The organism is Acidobacteriota bacterium, assembly GCA_016715115.1.
In the GTDB taxonomy this organism is placed as follows: Bacteria; Acidobacteriota; Blastocatellia; order Pyrinomonadales; family Pyrinomonadaceae; genus JAFDVJ01.
The window spans coordinates 259139-275940 of the sequence record JADKBM010000013.1 but is presented as its reverse complement, the minus strand read 5'-3'; the positions used below and the strand labels follow the sequence as shown (position 1 = coordinate 275940).

The window sequence follows — 16802 nt, the reverse complement described above, 5'->3', positions numbered from 1 at the left end:
TTATCGTTGATATTCGCGTTCGCCGAAGATCGCCGTTCCGACGCGAACCAGTGTCGCGCCCTCGGCGATCGCGACCGCAAAATCGTGGCTCATCCCCATCGAAAGTTCGCCGCCCGGAACGAAACTATCTCGAAGTTTGCGAAGTTTGCGGAAAAAGGGGCGCGCGAGTTCGGGATCATCAAAAAACGGCGGCAGAGTCATTAACCCTATAAGTTTCAACCGTTTGCATCCGCCGAGGAAATCGACGATCGACGGCAATTCGGCCTCCGTTGCACCGTTCTTTGTCGCCTCGAGCGCGAGATCGACCTGAATCAGGACTTGCAGTTCATTGCGTCCCTCTTCTTCGCAGATACGCTCAAGGCGCGCCGCGAGTTCGACCGAATCGACCGATTCAATGACATCAAACAAACGCACGGCCTTGCGCGCTTTGTTCGACTGCAGATGTCCGATCAGGTGCCATTCGGCCGAATCCCGTCCGAGTTCCGCGATCTTCGACTCTGCCTCCTGCACTTTATTCTCGCCGAAAACCCGCAAACCGCAGCCGATCGCCTCGCGTATCGTCGCGGCCGTATGCGTTTTGCTGACCGCAATTAACGAGACTTCCGAAGTCTTGCGACAAGCGTTTCGGGCGGCTTCGGCGATCGACCTTTCGACGGCCGCGATTCGTTCGGCGAGAGTTTCAGACATCGTCTAATGATAACAAAAGACCGTTTGAACTTTCACGGCACAAATTGTATATTGACATTTGCCTTTTCACGCGGACGTGGCGGAACTGGTAGACGCGCAGGTCTCAGAAGCCTGTGAGCTTAAGCTCGTGATGGTTCGATTCCATTCGTCCGCACCAAGATCTTGAGGGATGAAAGATGTGTGTCTTTCATCCCTTTTTTGATTCGGGGTTCAAGAGATTCCAGATTTTCCAGATGCCGGATTCCAGACATTCCAGAGATTCCAGACATTCCAGAGATTCCGGACATTCCAGAGATTCCAGACATTCCGGATTCCAGAGATTCCAGACATTCCAGACATTCCAGATTCCAAAGATTCCAGATTTTCCAGATTTCGGATTCCAGAGATTCCAGACATTCCAGACATTCCAGAGATTCCAGACATTCCAGACATTCCAGATTCCAAAGATTCCAGATTTTCCGGATTCCGGATTCCAGAGATTCCAGAGATTCCAGAGATTCCAGACATTCCAGACATTCCAGATTCCAAAGATTCCAGATTTTCCAGATTCCGGATTCCAGAAATTCCAGAGATTCCAGACTCGAGTTCCAGATTCACGAGGTTAGAAAAACCTAGTTAGCGGCGGTTCAGGGGCCGTTTCTGACAGAACACAGATAGATCGGATGCAAGCTGATGCTTCGAACTCAGCGTTGCTTGAGATCACCATTGAGTGAAACAAATCCGCTCCATCCCGGCAATCTGTGTTCTGGAGAAAACGCGATTTGTCTCATTCATCTCGGTTTTTCAATGATCTTCAATGCTCTCGAACTCTCGAATCTCTGGAAATCTCTGGAATTCCTGGAATCTCGGGAATTCCTGGAATCTCGGGAATTCTCTTGAATCCTGGAATTCTCTGGAATCTCTGGAATCCTGGAATTCTCTGGAATCTCTGGAATCCTGGAATTCTCTGGAATCTCTGGAACTCTCTGGAATTCTCTGGAATCTCTGGAATTCTCTGGAATCCTGGAATTCTCTGGAATCCTGGAATTCTCTGGAATTCTCTGGAATCCTGGAATTCTCTGGAATCTCTGGAACTCTCTGGAATTCTCTGGAATCCTGGAATTCTCTGGAATCTCTGGAATTCTCTGGAATCTCTGGAATTCTCTGGAATCCTGGAATTCTCTGGAATCCTGGAATTCTCTGGAATCTCTGGAATTCTATGGAATCCGGGATTCCGCAGCTACTGTCGCTTGAATTCGAACTCGTAAAAGTCGAGGTGCCGGATGAGTTCGCCGTCTTCGTAACGCAGATCGGCGTCCAATTCGAGATCCCACGTCCCTCGCGTGATGACGATCTCGTTGTACGGAATGAACACCGTCGCGTCCTCGTAAACGGCTGTGTCGTAACCGGGTTTGATCGCGTACGTGACTTCGAACTCACCGTCGGCGTTCGAAAAACTCGCGCTCGCGCTTTCGAGGTATGTGTCGCCACCCTTTCGGATTCGAATCGCGAGCAGTGCATCGACGCCCTTCATTCCCGCGACTTCGAAATTGACGTGAACAAGCATTCCCTTTTTCCCGCCGCGGCTGACGTTGTAATCGACCCAAATGCGGTTCACTTTCGTGCCGGATTCGTCAACTTCCTCTTTCTTCGTTTGCGAATACGGAAAATCCTTCCACGCCAGATGCTGAATCAGTTCGCCGTTTTCACGATTGAGATCGATGTCCATCCTCAGTGAGTATTCGCCGTCTTCGAGATCGAGTTGGCTGTACGGAATGAACAGGTCCAGGTCGTTGTAATCGGTCGTCTCGAAACCCGGTTTGAGTTCCCGCGTGACGACGACCTGGCCCAACGAATTGGAGAAACTGTCGTCGCTATCCATCAACGGTTCGTCGCCGTTGTAGAAACGGATCGCGAGTTCGGAATCGACGTTCTTCATATTCGTAACGGTGAATTTAACGTGGATTCGCACCCCGTTTTCTTTGTCCTGAACGACGTCGTCTTCAAACCAAGCATCTTTGAAAACCGCGTTCGACTTGCTCACCGGCGCGGATGGCGCACCCGCGCTCTGGGCCCTGACCAATACGCCGGACGTCAAGATCGCGAGCGCTAAAACAATAAACGAAGCGGTCGCGCTTTTGACCGCCGTGAATTTGTGCAACGTAGAAATAGATTTGTACAAAGTAGCCTCCAAATTGGTTTGGGCCTCGGGATCAGAGGTAGGATTGTTAACCAACCAAGCCTCGAATCCGCGGGCGGAATATCCAAACAGCTGAACGAAGAACGTTTTGACGAAACGATTTTGCATTTGATTTGCACTTGAACTTAAACTTTGTTCACGATGCAATTTGCCGAAGCAATTTCAATGAATCAGGGGGCGTTCGGTTTGCGGATCGAAGATGCCGCGATCAAGAAACTTGCCGACTTTTACGACCTTGTCCAGGAAAACAATCCAATTCTCCATTTGGTGGCGCCGGCGCCGGTTGAAGAATTTGCCGTCCGGCATATTCTTGAGTCTCTGACGCTGCTAGAGTATCTGCCTGAAAGCTGCGCTTTCGCCGATGTCGGAACCGGTGCGGGTCTTCCGTCGATTCCATGTCTGATCGTCCGACCTGACCTCAAGAGCGTCCTTATCGAGGCGAAACTCAAGAAATCCGGATTTTTAAGGGACGCGGTCGCAGCGCTCGGAATCGAAGACCGGACAAGGGTAATAAATCGCCAATTCGAGGAGATTACCGTACCCGACGTCGACTTCGTAACCTGCCGCGCGCTCGACAAATTTTCGCAAAAGCTCCCGCGACTCATCCATTGGGCCCGAGGACGACCCTTGCGGCTCTTCGGCGGGCCGAACATCGAGGCTGAACTTGTCAAAAACGGCGTGAGGTTCACGTCGAAGCTGATGCCCGGTTCGGAGCAGCGTTTCCTATTTGTTTGCGAAAGCGCCGCCGCGCCTCAGCGGATCGTCAGAACCAGATAGAACCTTGCCTTCGGCGTTGCTTCCGTCGGCCGTTTGCGGACGGTAACCAGATAGTCGCCGGTTTCGGGTGCGCGAAACGCGTATTCGGAATACGAATCCATCTCGGTCTCGAGGTCGAAACCGTCTCCGCCGAGCGTGAAATCAAAGAAGTTGCCTTTCGGTTTTGAAGAGACCTTCAACGAGACGGATTGGTCCTTTTTGGCGCTGAAAACAAGGTCCATCTCTTCATCGTTCGAGAGCGTGTTGGTGATCGTGGCCGACGACTTCCCTTTCGCGAATTTGATCCGCATCGGTTCCGCTTTCTGAGCAAAAACGCCGGCCGCGGAAAACGACAAAAAGATCATCAACAACGGCATATATCTGGTGAAAAATTTCATCAGCTGATTCTATCGTTTTTTTGCTAGAATTGGAATATGAAAATTCCGGTCATTTCGCGCCCCGCGGAAGATGAGTATTTTGCTTACTATGGCGGTTACGTCTCGAAGGTCGAAGGCGCCGATCTGCTGAAAACACTGCGGTCACGCTGCGCTTTCGTCGAGGAACTATATTCGTCGATCTCGGATGAACAGTCGCTCTACCGTTACGCCGAAGGGAAGTGGAGCATTCGCGAGCTTCTCGGCCATCTTATTGATACAGAACGAATTATGGCGTACCGCGCACTGCGCTTCGCACGCGCCGACGGGAATGAACTGGCGGGAATGGAGCAGGACGACTATATTCTCAACGCCTATTTCGACGACTGCTGCTGGCCGGATCTGATCGACGAATTCCTGCTCCTGCGGCGCTCGCATATTCTGATGTTCGGGCAGTTTCCGGAAGCGGCCTGGGATCGCCGCGGCGTCGCCAACGACCACGAAATCAGCGTCCGCGCGCTCGGCTATATCGTTGCCGGACACGAGATCCATCACACCAACATTCTGCTCGAACGGTATCTCGGAAGATGACCTACGACGCCGTCGTCATCGGCGCCGGAGCCGCCGGACTTTTCTGCGCCATAACTGCCGGAAGGCGCGGGAAACGCGTCCTCGTTGTCGAACACAATGTGCAGCCCGGCCGCAAGATCCTGATCTCGGGCGGCGGCCGATGCAATTTCACGAATCTGAACACGACGGCCGAGAATTTCATCTCGGAAAACCCGCATTTTGCGAAGTCGGCGCTCGCCGGTTATACGCCGCACGATTTTGTCGAACTCGTCCGCAAGCATCGAATCGAGTTCTACGAAAAGAAACTAGGGCAGATCTTCTGCCGTAATTCGGCGCGGCAGATCGTCGAAATGCTGCTGCTCGAATGCGAGCGCGCGAAGGTCACGATCCTAACGAACTGCCCGGTCGCGTCGGTCGGCCGAAGCGGTTCGGGGTTCGTGATCGATACCGGCCTCGGCAGATACGAAGCCAAAAAGCTAGTCATCGCCGCGGGCGGACTTTCGTTCCCGAAGGTCGGCGCGACCGATTTGGGTTACCGGGTCGCGCGGCAGTTCGGACTCAAGATCGTTCCGACCCGTCCGGCACTCGTGCCGCTCGCGTTCGCGGGCGGTTCGAAATTCGGAAAGCTCGCCGGCGTATCGATCGATGCGACCGCGTCGGTCGGCAGAATATCTTTTCGCGAGAACATACTCTTCACCCATCAAGGACTTTCCGGGCCGGCGATCCTGCAGATATCCAACTATTGGAAACCGGAAACTCCGGTGACGATAGACCTGCTTCCTGGCCGCGACGCACTGTCGCTGCTCAGGGAGAACGCCCCGTCCAGACAAACGCTGGCGAATTTTCTCGCCGGGCATCTCCCGAAAAGCGCTGCGGAAGTTCTGTCCGCGAAATGGAACAAACCGCTCGCACAGTTGAACCCGAAGGAACAGGCGGAGGTCGCCGAGAGTCTCAATTCGTGGTGCGTCGCATTCGACCGGACCGAAGGCTATCAGAAGGCGGAGGTCACCGCCGGCGGCATCTCGACCGCCGAGCTTTCTTCGCAGACCTTGGAATCGAAAACGATTACGGGCCTGTTCTTCATCGGCGAAGTCGTCGACGTCACGGGCTGGCTCGGCGGTTACAATTTCCAGTGGGCGTGGTCCTCGGGATTTGCGTGTGGACGCGCGATCTGATTTTTTGAACCACGAAGCGACACGAAGATCACACGAAGTTCTTTTTTTACGGTCGTTTTGCGCTTCGGCGTGATCGCGGGTCGGGCCTTTTTTTCGTTTGAACCTTGATGAAAAGACCGCATTTCTTGAACCACGAAGCGACACGAAGATCACACGAAGTCTCTTTTGCCGCTTCGCTTACCGGTTGGGCGTGATCTCTTCGTCGCCCTCGATGATCTCGATCACATCGGCCGGCATTTCTTCGGCGCTCCCGAGAACGATTTTCGCCCGAACGACAAAGCAAAAAACTCTTTCATAATCGTTTTGCATTGTTTATAATGTTTCAGACGCGACGAGTCTCCCGTTCGCCATTTCCCCCTATGCTTTCTACCAATCAAATCCTTCGGAATCGCTATCGCATCACCGCGCAACTCGGCCAGATCGATGCCGGACTCGGTTACGCAGCATTCGACAATACCGCCGGCAAAAACGTTATGCTCAAAGAATCTCAGCTCGAAGGAGCGTCATCTGAAATACGCGCGGTTCCGGCAACGGTCCGGCATCAGTCACTTCTATGCGCGACCGATTCCTTCAACGAATCGGGCCGGCGCTATCTTGTAATGGATCACGCCGATGGAAAAACCCTCGGCGAATTGCTTGAAAAGACGAAGAACGCATTTCCGGTCAAGGAAGTCTCTTTCTGGGCCGACGGTCTGCTGGACGCGCTTCATCATCTGCACACTCAGGTCCCGCCGATAATCCATTCCGACATCAAGCCGCAAAACATCAAGCTGAGCTCGGGCGGCAACGTCAAGCTCTTTGTCTTTGGAGTTTCGCCATCGGGCGAACACGCCGACGAAACCGAGACGATGTCATTCGACGCCGCCATTCTCGGCTACCTGCCGATCGAACAGATCTGGCTCGGCCTCGATGTCGGTTCGCGCAAGGTCATCCGCAGCGGTTATGACGAGCAATCCGCCGAGATTCTCGAACTGCCCCTGGACGTTCAGAGCGATATCTACTCGATCGGCGCGACGATCTATCATTTGCTGACGGGGCGCGTCCCGGCGGATGCTTTGACTCGTTCGATCGATCTGCTCGAAGGCAAACCCGATCCGCTGGTCCCGGCGACGAAACTCAATCCTGCCGTGCCGTCGGAGGTATCGGACATACTGACGCGAGCGATGAAGATCAGGCGCGAGGAGCGTTACGGATCGGCTTCGATAATGCGCCAGGTACTTCGGGCCGCATTCGCCCGCATCAAGGCGGACGCGAACCCCTCGCCTTCCGACGATTTTGGCGACGACGACGCCGTTCTCGAACTTCCGGCCTCAATTCCGGCGCCGGCCCCGAAACCTGTTTCGCCGATCCCGCCGGGAATGCGTTCCGGTGAATCGCAGCAGATTGAGATCATCAAGCGTCAGCTCCGCGAGGCCGAAGCCCGGCGACTCGAAGCCGAACGGCGCGCGGCCGATGCCGAACAGCGACTGTTGGAACGCGACACGGTGGATTTCAAGCTTGCCGACATCCCGGTCGAGGTCATCGACGAGCCGGCTCCCGAGCCTGTTCCCGAATCGTTCGCAACGCCGCACGCTCCAACGGTTGAATCCGCGGAACCTTTCGCCGGGATGATCGAAGAAGCCGAACGGGCGGGCGGGCATTCGATGGCGAAGGTAGCCGGCGCTGCTGCGCTCCTGCTGGTCGTCGGCGCGTCCGGTTGGGGAATCTGGACATTCGTGGCGGAAACGCCAGCCGGGCCTGTTCCGATGAAGGTTGAAGCACCGGCCGCTTCGTTGCCGAAACCCGAAGCGAATCCCGTCGCCGATAGTCCGGTGGTAACCACGTCCGAGGACTTCAAGCCGCAGCCGGTCGCGGCGACCGCGGCCACGCCGGACGCACCGGCGGACGATCCGTCGATCAAGGCAAAACCGACCCAGACTCCGCCGCAACAGGCGAAAAAGCAGCCGACGCCGACACCCAAAACAGACAAGCCACAGAAGAAATCGGTCACCCTTGACGACCTTCTCAAGGACAATTAACGAACCGAGGTATCAGATATGAAGAGACTTTCCCCCGTATTGCTTTCATTTTTCGCGACTTGCGCAGTATTGATTTCGGCACCGATCGCGTTTGGCCAGCAAACTCAGTTGAGCCTCGTCGATATCATCACGGCCCTGCGTTCAAAAAAGGCGACGATCGCCGAAAAGAACGAGATTCTCGCCGCCGGCGTGAAGCAGCGCGGCGTGACCTTCGCGCTCAATCCGGACCTTGAAAAAGAACTCCGCACGGCCGGTGCCGACGATCAGCTTATCGGCTCGATCCGTGCGAAGAGTCCGGTCGTCAAAGCCGATCCGACGCCGCAACCGAAGACCGAACCGACGCCGGCGCCGGTCGCGACACCTAAACCTCAGGACGCCACTTACTTTCAGAATCGCGCGAACGCGAGTTTCGTGATGGGTGAATTCGACGCCGCGATCAACGATTACACGAAGGCGATCGAGCTTAACGGGAAGGACCCGATGATGTTCTTTTCGCGCGGAATGGCTCATTTCAACAAAAAGAACTTCAACCCGGCGATCGCCGATTTCGACAAGGTGATCGAGCTCGACCCGACCGAATCGATGGCGTATTTCAACCGCGGCGTCGCGCTCGAGAATGTCGGAAACTTCGAAAAGTCCCTGGCCGACCTGAAAAAGGCGGTCGAACTTGACGCCGAGAACGAACCCGCAAGAAACGCGTTGACACGACTGCAAGCCAAAATGCCGAAGCCCGTCCAGCCCGTTCCGACCAAAGAAGTCGCGAAGGCCCAACCAAATGAAGAGCGTCCGAAGATCGTTCAGCCGGGTTCTTCGAATGAGTTGTATTCGGCGGGCTCGCTTCGGGAGCTGGCTCTCAAACTCGCAGTTCCGACGTATCCGCAGATCGAACGTCAGAACCGGACCGAAGGAGTTGTGACGGTTCAGGTGACGCTCGATGAAGAAGGCAAGGTGGTCACCGCAAAGGCGACGAACGGCCCGAAAGGCCTCCGCGGCGCGAGCGAGGAAGCCGCCAAGCGTTCGAAATTCAAACCGGTGACCGTCGAAGGCAAAGCTGTAAAAGCAACCGGCACGGTAGTTTACAATTTCAAGCTGAGCTGATTTTTCACGTTGCAATCAACAAGAAAGAGGATAGCTCAGAAGTCCCTTATGTCGCCGAAGGTGACGGACAACATAGCGTAGCGAGAATCGCTACGTGAGAATCGGGATTCGTCTTCCGTCTCCGAAGGAGACGAACATAAATCGACGATTGTTGGTCACTTACAGCGACCAAGACGGGAATGCAACGTCACGTAGGGTTTCGCTTCGCTTCACCCTACGCTATGTTCTCTGTCTCCTTCGGAGACTCAATTCGGTGACTTTTAAGACAGCCTCTTCTATTTTGTCTGGCCAAATTCCAAATTCCAGATTCCAAGAACAATTTCCAGATTCCAAGAAAAATTCCAGATTTCGAGATTTCAAGATTCCAGAATCCGGATTCCAGATTCCAGATTCGGGAGCTTTGAAAAACCCACGGGTTCTTTGTATTCGGGGCCGGGACGAGTCAGTACCATCTGCGGTAGCGGATGGTTGAAGATCGGTTGGTATCAATACTTCGGTCCGGGAGTGCCGCGTCCAACCATCCGCTACCGCAGATGGTACCGACTCGACGCGATTGCAACGCGATTCGGGATTCCCAGTCTGGAACCCTTGGAATTCTGGAATCTTGAAATCTCGAACCTTCCTTGGAATTTGGGATCTGGAACCCTTGGAATCCTGGAATCTGGAATCTGGAATCTGGAATCCAAAATCCAAAAATCCAAAAATCCAAAAATCCAAAAATCCAAAATCTAAAATCTAAAGTCTAGAATCGATCAGTATCCGCCGGCGACGATCGTCGATTTCACGCCGCTCGCTTCCTGGGCGATCTTGACGCCGACCGAAGCGCCGATGCGCGTCGCGCCGGCCTCGAACATTTTGCGCGCGTCGTCGATTCCCTTCACGCCGCCCGAAGCCTTTACGCCGAGCGCGTGGCCGACGGTGTGCCGCATCAAGGCGACGTCATCAGCGGTCGCGCCGCCCTTCGCAAAACCGGTCGAAGTCTTGACGAAATCGGCGCCGGCGTTTTTCGAAGCTAGGCACGCGCGGACCTTTTCGTCGTCGGTCAGAAGCGCCGTTTCGATGATGACCTTGAGCAGCACGTGGTTCTCGTGCGCGGCCTGCGCGACCGCGCGGATGTCGTCCTCGACGGCGCAGTCGTCCCCTGATTTCAGCGCGCCGATGTTGATCACCATATCGACCTCGCGGGCGCCGTTGAAGATTGCCCGCCGCGCTTCGAACGCCTTCACGTCCGGCAACGTCGCGCCGAGCGGAAACCCGATGACCGTGCAGACCGGAACATCAGAACCGGCGAGAAACTCGGCCGCCTTCTTGACCCACGCGGGATTGACGCAAACGGACGCGAACCCGAACTCGATCGCCTCGTTGCAGAGTTTCTTGATGTCCGATTCCGTCGCATCCGGCCTGAGCAGCGTGTGATCGATGAGGCTCGCCCAATCGTGCGCCGTCGCCGTCGATCCCAGAACAATGCCGATGCGCGATGCGCCGGCATCGACGATCCGTTCGACATCGGCGCGGCAGAAGCTCGGGCAATACGCATCGTCGCCGATCTTCGCGAGCACGAGGTCGGTGATCTGTTCGACAAGTTTTTCGTAGTCTGCGTTATTCATCTTCCGTCAGCCTCAATTTCAAAAACAAGAAATCAAATCAGTTCCCAATGCCTGAGAACATCGATCAGATGCGGCATTTCATTTTGCCACAACCAATTGGAGTCAATTTGCAGCCCGTCGATCACCCGGCTCTCAAAGACGCCGTCTTTCGAGATCGGAAGGCGATTGAAAACGCCACTCGGATCCAACCCAAAGAACTCTGCCATTCGTTGTGAAGGTTCAATTATCCAATACTCGCGAACCCCGGCGGATTCGTATTCCGCGAACTTTTCCACGCGATCGCGGGTAACACTATCCGATGAGACGACTTCGACCGCGAGATCGGCCGGTCCGTCGAGAAATCGTTCGGATACGCGCCCAAGGTTCGCTTTCGCGACGAACAGGACGTCCGGTTCGCGACCTTTGACGATTCCGTCGAACGTCAACTTCATCTGAAACGCATCGCCGTAGACCCGACCGAGGTCGCGAGCCTCGACGTAAGCTCGCAAGATCGCATTCAGAAAACCTGTCAGATTATCGTGAGTTCTTGTAACTGTCATTTTTGCAAGGACTTCGCCGTCAACATATTCAATATGCCGACCTGAGTGAAGGCGAAGGAAATCATCGTAAGTGAGTTTCACGGGCGCGATGACGGGCGCGGAGTTTGAGATTTCGGTGACGCTGTTCTGCATACTTTCACCTGTTGGCCTTAATTTGAGTCACCGCGATTCTACCACCAAAAACTAAACATTGAAACGAAAATCGACGACATCGCCGTCCTGCATCACGTACTCTTTCCCTTCGAGCCGTGCGAGCCCTTTTTCGCTCGCCGCCTTGCGCGAACCGCAGGCGACAAGGTCGTCGTACGAGACGATCTCGGCGCGTATGAAACCGCGTTCGATATCGGAATGGATCTCGCCCGCGGCCTGCGGCGCCTTGGTTCCGACGGGAATCGTCCAGGCTCGGACTTCTTTCTCGCCCGCAGTCAGAAAACTCATAAGTCCGAGCATCTTGTAGGCGGCTTTGATGAGTTTGTCGACGCCGCTCGACGTGACCCCGAGGTCGGCGAGAAACTCGGTTCTTTCGGCGGGTTCGAGCGCGACGAGTTCCGCCTCGAGTTTGGCGCAGATGAGCACGACTTCGGCGTTTTCCTTCGCGGCGTGCTCGCGGACGACGGCGACGTGCGGATTCGCCGCCTCGTCCATCAACGTGTCCTCATCGACGTTCGCGGCGTAGATCGTCGGTTTTGACGAGAGCAGGAACCAGGTTCTGACGACCGCGCGTTCGTCGTCGGTCAGATCGGCGGTGCGCGCGGCGCGGCCATCCTCGAGCACCGGCTGGAGTTTGTCGATGATCTCGAGATCGCGTTTCGCGTCCTTGTCGCCCGCTTTCGCGGCGCGCATCGCTTTGTCCCGGCGTTTTTCGATCGACGCGAGATCGGCAAGCGCGAGTTCGATCTGGATCGTCTCGATATCGCGGACCGGATCGACCGATCCCTCGACGTGAATGATGTCATCATCCTCGAAACACCGCACGACCTGGACGATGGCGTGCGTTTCGCGGATGTTCGCGAGGAACTGGTTGCCGAGCCCGGCGCCTTCCGACGCGCCTTTGACGAGTCCGGCGATGTCGAGAAATTCGACCGTCGCGGGCACGACCTTTTGCGCCTTGTTGAGTTTTTCAAGCACGGCGAGGCGCTCGTCCGGAACGGCGACGACGCCGACGTTCGGTTCGATCGTGGCGAACGGATAATTCGCCGCGAGCGCCGCTTCCTGGGCGGTCAAAGCGTTAAAAAGAGTTGACTTTCCGACGTTCGGAAGTCCGACGATTCCTGCTTGCAGCATAAGTTATTAAATGGCGTGCGAACTCAAAACGCTTATTCTACCTTTTCTCTTCCAAAGTGAGAAATTACGCACGACGAGTTTGAATCATACGGCCGCTAAACCGTGCCGCCGTTTGGACGCCCGTGCGGCTTATCCAAATCCGAGAAGTTTGTTATAAATGATGCAATGATTATCACCTTCGCGATCATCGTCTTGATAACCGCCGGCGGCGGCGCGCTGACGTATCTATACGAAAAGCACGATTCGCTGCTCGCGCGGCTCGCGGCCGGAACCGTGATCGGTCTCGCGATCTTCGCGACCGCCGGATTCCTGCTCGCCTGCGTCTTCGGTCTTTCATCGATAACCGCCGTTGCGGCGCTGGTGCTGACCCTGACGCCGCTCGCGTTGCTGTCGAATCCCAAACTGATCAAGGAATTGCGTCACGATTGGGCGAAGGCAAAAGGCAAAGCTCAAGGCGCGACCACCCAGAAAACGATCCGTTTCGGCTATTACGTCTTCATTCTCGTCGTGCTCGCGTTCTTTTTCGAACGCGCGATGATCGAGACCGAGAGCGGCATCTTTACGGGCGGGTCGCAGAATCTCGGCGATCTGCCGTTTCATCTCGGGGCGATCTTTTCGTTCACCGAGGGCAACAATTTCCCGCCGCAGAATCCGTCATATGCGGACGCGAAGTTCACATATCCGTTTTTCGCCGATATGTTGACGGCGTTTTTCGTCAAGCTCGGCGCGGGCGTTCGCGAGGCGATGCTCGTGCAGAATGTCTTTCTCGGCTTCTCGCTGGTCGTTCTGCTCGAAAAGTTCGTCGTGAAGTTGACCGGCATTCGAAAGACCGGAAAGATCGCCGTGTTGCTTCTGCTCTTCAGCGGCGGACTCGGATTCGTCTGGTTTCTGAAGGATTACTGGCAGGGCGCGCAGGGATTTTTCGAGATTCTCTGGAAGCTGCCGAAGGACTACACGATCGGCGAAAAATTCCGTTGGGGCAATTCGCTAGTCGTTTTGTTTATGACGCAACGGAGCCTTTTGTTCGGAATGCCTTTGACGCTGATCGCGCTGACGAAGATCTGGGAGATCTTTGCAGGTGAAACAACGGACGAGTCCGCGGATTACGGTTTCCGCATTTTTTCGCTTTTCCCGTTTTCGACGTTTCCACTTTTCTTGGTCGGGCTTTTCGCCGGAACGCTGCCGCTGATCCACGTCCACAGCCTTGCCGTGCTTTTCGTCGTTTGCGGGTTTCTTTTCTTTATGCGGCTCGACCGCTGGCGCGAATGGCTCGCGTTCGGAATCGGCGTCGCGGTCATCGCGCTGCCGCAATTGATCTGGTCGCTGACGGGCAGCGCGAGCAACCTCAAAGAGTTCATCGGCTGGCATTTCGGATGGGACTCGAAGGACGATAACATTCTTTTTTTCTGGGCCAAGAACATCGGACTTTTCATCCCCCTGCTGGCGCTCGGGCTTTACCTGATCAGCCGTCGTCACCCGAAAGCCGGCGAACACGAATCGTCCGACAATAGATTGATTTTGTTCTACATTCCCTTCGCGTTTCTTTTTCTTGTCTCAAACACCGTCAAACTCGCACCGTGGGAATGGGACAATATCAAGGTCCTGATCTACTGGTTCGTCGGTTCATTGCCGTTTGTCGCGTACGTGCTGGCGTGGGCGTGGGAGAGATCGGTTGTGCTGAAGGCCGCGGCCGTCGGCGCGATCCTGATCCTGACGCTTTCGGGCGCGCTCGACGTTTGGCGGACGATCTCGGGACAGATCAGCTACAACGTTTTCAGCCAGGATTCGGTAAAGATCGCCCAGCAGATCAAGGCGAAGACGCCGCCGAATGCCTTGTTTCTGAATGCGCCGACCTACAATTCGGCGGTCGTCCTTTCCGGGCGCCGCTCGCTGATGCGTTATTCGGGACATCTCAGCTCGTACGGCATCGATTACGCGCCGCGCGAGGGCGAGGTCAAGCGTATCTACGAGGGTTCGTCGATCGCCGAAAGCCTGTTGCGCAAGAACAACATCGAGTACGTCATCATCTCGCCCGAGGAAACCGCCAACATCTCGGTCAGCAAGGAATTCTTCGACAGGTTTCCGCCGCTCGCCCAGATTGGCGAATACAAGGTCGTAAAAGTAAAATAGCGAACGCGGACTTCTCGCTCCGCGGCCGAAACAATGGATAACAAAGAAATCGATATCGAGGAACAAACGTTTCCGGACAAAGAAGCGTCGGAGCGCGACTATCTTTGGCTTTTCAGTTGCGGACTCGTCACCGCGATCGCGGCGTTCCTTCGTTTTTTCTGGCTCGAACTGAAACCGCTCCACCACGACGAAGGCGTCAACGGTTATTTCCTGACGACGCTGTTTCGCGACGGAGAATACCAGTATGACCCGGCGAACTATCACGGTCCGGATCTTTACTACCTGTCGCTCGCGTTCACCAAGGTGTTCGGACTGAATACTCTGAGCGTCCGCTCGAGCGTCGCCGTGTTCGGCGTTTTGACGGTCGTGCTCGCGTTTTGCCTGAAGCGTTACATCGGCAAAACAGGTGCGTTGTTCGCCGGCCTCTTTCTGGCGCTTTCGCCGGGAATGGTCTTCATTTCGAGATATTTCATACACGAGATCCTCTTTGTCTTCTTCAGTCTCGCGATCGTCGTCTCCGTCGTCTTTTTTCTCGAAAAACGCCGCGCCGGGATCTTTGCGATCGGCTGGATGACGCTCTTGCTGCTGATATGCTTCCTGCCCTCGACGCTCAATCTCGCGAACCAGATCGGCGGTGACAATGCGACGCTTCTCTGGACCTTCCGGATCGCGTTTCTCATCATCGAGGCCGTCCTCGTCGTTTTTGTGGTTCGGATGCTGCTTGCCTGGAACGAGGGCCACGCGATCTATTTGATGCTCGCGTCGGCGTCGGCCGTGTTGCTCTTCGCGACCAAGGAAACGGGTTTCATCACCGTCGGGACGATGCTGATCGCTTGTTTGTGTGTTTGGATCTGGCAGAAACTTGCCGCGTCGGAGGCCTTTCAGAAATCGCGATTTTGGATCTTCGCGATTCCGACGGTTCTCGCGATTCTCGCCGCGATCGGGCTTTCGGGCCGCATCAAAGAGTTTTTCGCGTGGTTTTCGAACGAGTTCCTTACGCTCAATGACGGCGGACAGACGCTGGTCTTCTACTCGATCGTCGCTTTGGTCGCGATCGCAACCGGTATCTGGTTCGTAATTCTGCGGCGCATCAAGACGAACTCCGATTCGGACTCGGAGATCGACGAGCCGCCGGTTCTGACTTTCGAGACGCTGCGCGAAAAACTGCGCGCGGCGGATCTTTCGGAGATCCTGATCGTCAAATGCGCGATCGGTTCGTTGAGCGTCTTCGTCGTTTGGGTCTTCGTGCGCATCGTGATCGAGATGCTTGTCGGTTCAAAGACCGCCGGGGGCGCGATGGCGGCCTGGCGAAAACTTGAATTCGCGAATTTCGATTATGTGATCCTCGGTTTCGCGCTCGCGATGCTGCTGACGGCAGCGTTCCTTTACCGTTTCCGTCGTCCGGCCAAGTTTTCGGCCGACCTGGCGCTGATGGTCGTCGCTGCGATCGTTGTTTTCTTTTACGTCGGAGCGCTTTTCTTTTCGTCCTTCTTCACTTATCCGGAAGGACTTCAGGGCGCGTTCAAGGCATATGCCATCTGGACCAAGACCGGCAACACGGATCACACGCAAAACGGATTTTTCGCGTATCTGAAATGGGGGATGAAGCTCGAATCGCCACTGCTGATCCTGTCGGCGCTCGGATTTCTTTACGCGCTCGTCCGCGCGCGCCATCGTTTCGCTCTCTTTGCCGGACTTTGGGCGTTCGGGCTCTTCGCGGCGTATACCATCATCCCGTACAAGACTCCCTGGCTTGCGCTTTCATTCCTGCTGCCGATGTGCATCGCCGGCGGTTACGCGGTCAACGAACTGATCGCGTCGAAGAATACCGGACTGAAAGTTCTCGGCGGCGCAGCGGCGGCGGTCGCGAGTGTGATCCTCGCCTTTCAAACCTACGACATCAACTTCCAGCGCTACGACGACGACTCGATGCCGTACGTTTACGCGCACACCAAGCGGGGCTTTGTCGATCTCATCAAACAGATCGAGTATTACGCCGACAAGAGCGGCAACGGAAAGGAAACCTCTATCGAGATCGTGACCAACGAGTATTGGCCGATGCCCTGGTATTTGAACGATTATTCAAAGGCCAACTTCCACGGTCGGATGGTCGATTCGAACACGTCGGAGATCATCGTCGCCAAAATGGTCGATCAGGAGTCGGACGTGATCGAGAAATATGCCGTTCACTACAAATTCGCGGGACAATTCCCGTTGCGCCCGGGCGTCGATCTGATGCTCCTCGTCCGCAACGACATCGCCGATTCCGACGCGCAGGATATTTACACGGTTTTCGGTGAACCTGTGACGGTTGGCCCTGAAGAGTCGAGCGCAATGCCGCTTGATCCGAAATGAGTCGGAATCGACAAACTGAACTCGAACGAT

At 55.3% G+C, this 16802-nt stretch carries 16 protein-coding genes and 1 tRNA gene; 10 read left to right on the top strand and 7 right to left on the bottom strand.

Annotation, left to right across the window (positions count from 1 at the left end):
* Complete coding sequence (locus tag IPN69_16035; GenBank protein ID MBK8812219.1) at positions 1 to 687, bottom strand: YggS family pyridoxal phosphate-dependent enzyme; 687 nt, start codon at positions 685 to 687, stop codon at positions 1 to 3.
* A 70-nt stretch (positions 688 to 757) separates the two neighbouring features.
* On the opposite strand from IPN69_16035, the gene IPN69_16030 reads away from it, so the two are divergent.
* Positions 758 to 844, top strand: a tRNA-Leu gene (locus tag IPN69_16030).
* A 19-nt stretch (positions 845 to 863) separates the two neighbouring features.
* Positions 864 to 1292, top strand: coding sequence for a hypothetical protein (locus IPN69_16025; GenBank protein ID MBK8812218.1), 429 nt, complete (start codon positions 864 to 866; stop codon positions 1290 to 1292).
* Between the two features lie 614 nt (positions 1293 to 1906).
* Here IPN69_16025 and IPN69_16020 read toward each other — a convergent pair.
* Positions 1907 to 2827 carry a hypothetical protein gene (locus IPN69_16020; protein MBK8812217.1) on the bottom strand — a complete coding sequence of 307 codons (921 nt, stop codon included), beginning with the start codon at positions 2825 to 2827 and terminating at the stop codon, positions 1907 to 1909.
* 180 nt (positions 2828 to 3007) lie between these two features.
* Between IPN69_16020 and IPN69_16015 the strand changes: the two genes are divergently transcribed.
* Entirely contained in the window at positions 3008 to 3643 is a 636-nt protein-coding gene (locus IPN69_16015) for a class I SAM-dependent methyltransferase (GenBank protein ID MBK8812216.1), read from the top strand.
* Here the strand turns inward: IPN69_16015 and IPN69_16010 are convergent.
* Positions 3619 to 4020 carry a hypothetical protein gene (locus IPN69_16010; protein ID MBK8812215.1) on the bottom strand — a complete coding sequence of 134 codons (402 nt, stop codon included), beginning with the start codon at positions 4018 to 4020 and terminating at the stop codon, positions 3619 to 3621. The two genes, IPN69_16015 and IPN69_16010, sit on opposite strands and share 25 nt — an antisense overlap.
* A 36-nt stretch (positions 4021 to 4056) precedes the next feature.
* Between IPN69_16010 and IPN69_16005 the strand changes: the two genes are divergently transcribed.
* The 5 genes from IPN69_16005 to IPN69_15985 all read left to right on the top strand — a co-directional run bounded on the left by IPN69_16005 (position 4057) and on the right by IPN69_15985 (position 9329).
* A complete protein-coding gene (locus IPN69_16005) occupies positions 4057 to 4587 on the top strand; it encodes a DinB family protein (GenBank protein MBK8812214.1) in 531 nt (176 codons plus the stop codon).
* A complete protein-coding gene (locus IPN69_16000; protein ID MBK8812213.1) occupies positions 4584 to 5741 on the top strand; it encodes an NAD(P)/FAD-dependent oxidoreductase in 1158 nt (385 codons plus the stop codon). Before IPN69_16005 ends, IPN69_16000 begins: the two co-directional genes overlap by 4 nt.
* Positions 5742 to 6100: 359 nt before the next feature.
* Positions 6101 to 7759 carry a protein kinase gene (locus IPN69_15995; protein MBK8812212.1) on the top strand — a complete coding sequence of 553 codons (1659 nt, stop codon included), beginning with the start codon at positions 6101 to 6103 and terminating at the stop codon, positions 7757 to 7759.
* 18 nt (positions 7760 to 7777) lie between these two features.
* Positions 7778 to 8857 carry a TonB family protein gene (locus tag IPN69_15990; protein ID MBK8812211.1) on the top strand — a complete coding sequence of 360 codons (1080 nt, stop codon included), beginning with the start codon at positions 7778 to 7780 and terminating at the stop codon, positions 8855 to 8857.
* Between the two features lie 280 nt (positions 8858 to 9137).
* Positions 9138 to 9329 (top strand): hypothetical protein, encoded by a 192-nt coding sequence (locus IPN69_15985; protein ID MBK8812210.1) that lies wholly within the window; start codon positions 9138 to 9140, stop codon positions 9327 to 9329.
* Between the two features lie 52 nt (positions 9330 to 9381).
* Here IPN69_15985 and IPN69_15980 read toward each other — a convergent pair whose 3' ends face one another.
* From IPN69_15980 to ychF, 4 genes are read right to left on the bottom strand one after another with little or no spacing between them, the layout of a single operon-like run.
* On the bottom strand, positions 9382 to 9558 hold the full coding sequence (locus IPN69_15980; protein MBK8812209.1) for a hypothetical protein: 177 nt from the start codon (positions 9556 to 9558) through the stop codon (positions 9382 to 9384).
* Positions 9559 to 9609: 51 nt separating this feature from the next.
* The gene (gene deoC, locus IPN69_15975; protein MBK8812208.1) at positions 9610 to 10464 is read right to left on the bottom strand and encodes a deoxyribose-phosphate aldolase; all 855 of its coding nucleotides are present in this window, start codon (positions 10462 to 10464) and stop codon (positions 9610 to 9612) included.
* Positions 10465 to 10496: 32 nt separating this feature from the next.
* A complete protein-coding gene (locus IPN69_15970; GenBank protein MBK8812207.1) occupies positions 10497 to 11135 on the bottom strand; it encodes a Uma2 family endonuclease in 639 nt (212 codons plus the stop codon).
* Between the two features lie 51 nt (positions 11136 to 11186).
* Positions 11187 to 12284: a redox-regulated ATPase YchF gene (gene ychF, locus IPN69_15965; GenBank protein MBK8812206.1), complete on the bottom strand. Its 1098-nt coding sequence runs from the start codon at positions 12282 to 12284 to the stop codon at positions 11187 to 11189.
* Between the two features lie 168 nt (positions 12285 to 12452).
* On the opposite strand from ychF, the gene IPN69_15960 reads away from it, so the two are divergent.
* Complete coding sequence (locus tag IPN69_15960) at positions 12453 to 14417, top strand: hypothetical protein (protein MBK8812205.1); 1965 nt, start codon at positions 12453 to 12455, stop codon at positions 14415 to 14417.
* Positions 14418 to 14450: 33 nt separating this feature from the next.
* Positions 14451 to 16772 (top strand): glycosyltransferase family 39 protein, encoded by a 2322-nt coding sequence (locus IPN69_15955; protein ID MBK8812204.1) that lies wholly within the window; start codon positions 14451 to 14453, stop codon positions 16770 to 16772.
* Positions 16773 to 16802: the final 30 nt, after the last annotated feature.

Bases quoted from the DNA above. Each gene is read 5' to 3' on its own strand.
- IPN69_16035 (MBK8812219.1), bottom strand. From the start codon at position 687: ATGTCTGAAACTCTCGCCGAACGAATCGCGGCCGTCGAAAGGTCGATC.
- IPN69_16025 (MBK8812218.1), top strand. From the start codon at position 864: ATGTGTGTCTTTCATCCCTTTTTTGATTCGGGGTTCAAGAGATTCCAG.
- IPN69_16015 (MBK8812216.1), top strand. From the start codon at position 3,008: ATGCAATTTGCCGAAGCAATTTCAATGAATCAGGGGGCGTTCGGTTTG.
- IPN69_16010 (MBK8812215.1), bottom strand. From the start codon at position 4,020: ATGAAATTTTTCACCAGATATATGCCGTTGTTGATGATCTTTTTGTCG.
- IPN69_16005 (MBK8812214.1), top strand. From the start codon at position 4,057: ATGAAAATTCCGGTCATTTCGCGCCCCGCGGAAGATGAGTATTTTGCT.
- IPN69_16000 (MBK8812213.1), top strand. From the start codon at position 4,584: ATGACCTACGACGCCGTCGTCATCGGCGCCGGAGCCGCCGGACTTTTC.
- IPN69_15995 (MBK8812212.1), top strand. From the start codon at position 6,101: ATGCTTTCTACCAATCAAATCCTTCGGAATCGCTATCGCATCACCGCG.
- IPN69_15990 (MBK8812211.1), top strand. From the start codon at position 7,778: ATGAAGAGACTTTCCCCCGTATTGCTTTCATTTTTCGCGACTTGCGCA.
- deoC (MBK8812208.1), bottom strand. From the start codon at position 10,464: ATGAATAACGCAGACTACGAAAAACTTGTCGAACAGATCACCGACCTC.
- IPN69_15970 (MBK8812207.1), bottom strand. From the start codon at position 11,135: ATGCAGAACAGCGTCACCGAAATCTCAAACTCCGCGCCCGTCATCGCG.
- IPN69_15960 (MBK8812205.1), top strand. From the start codon at position 12,453: ATGATTATCACCTTCGCGATCATCGTCTTGATAACCGCCGGCGGCGGC.
- IPN69_15955 (MBK8812204.1), top strand. From the start codon at position 14,451: ATGGATAACAAAGAAATCGATATCGAGGAACAAACGTTTCCGGACAAA.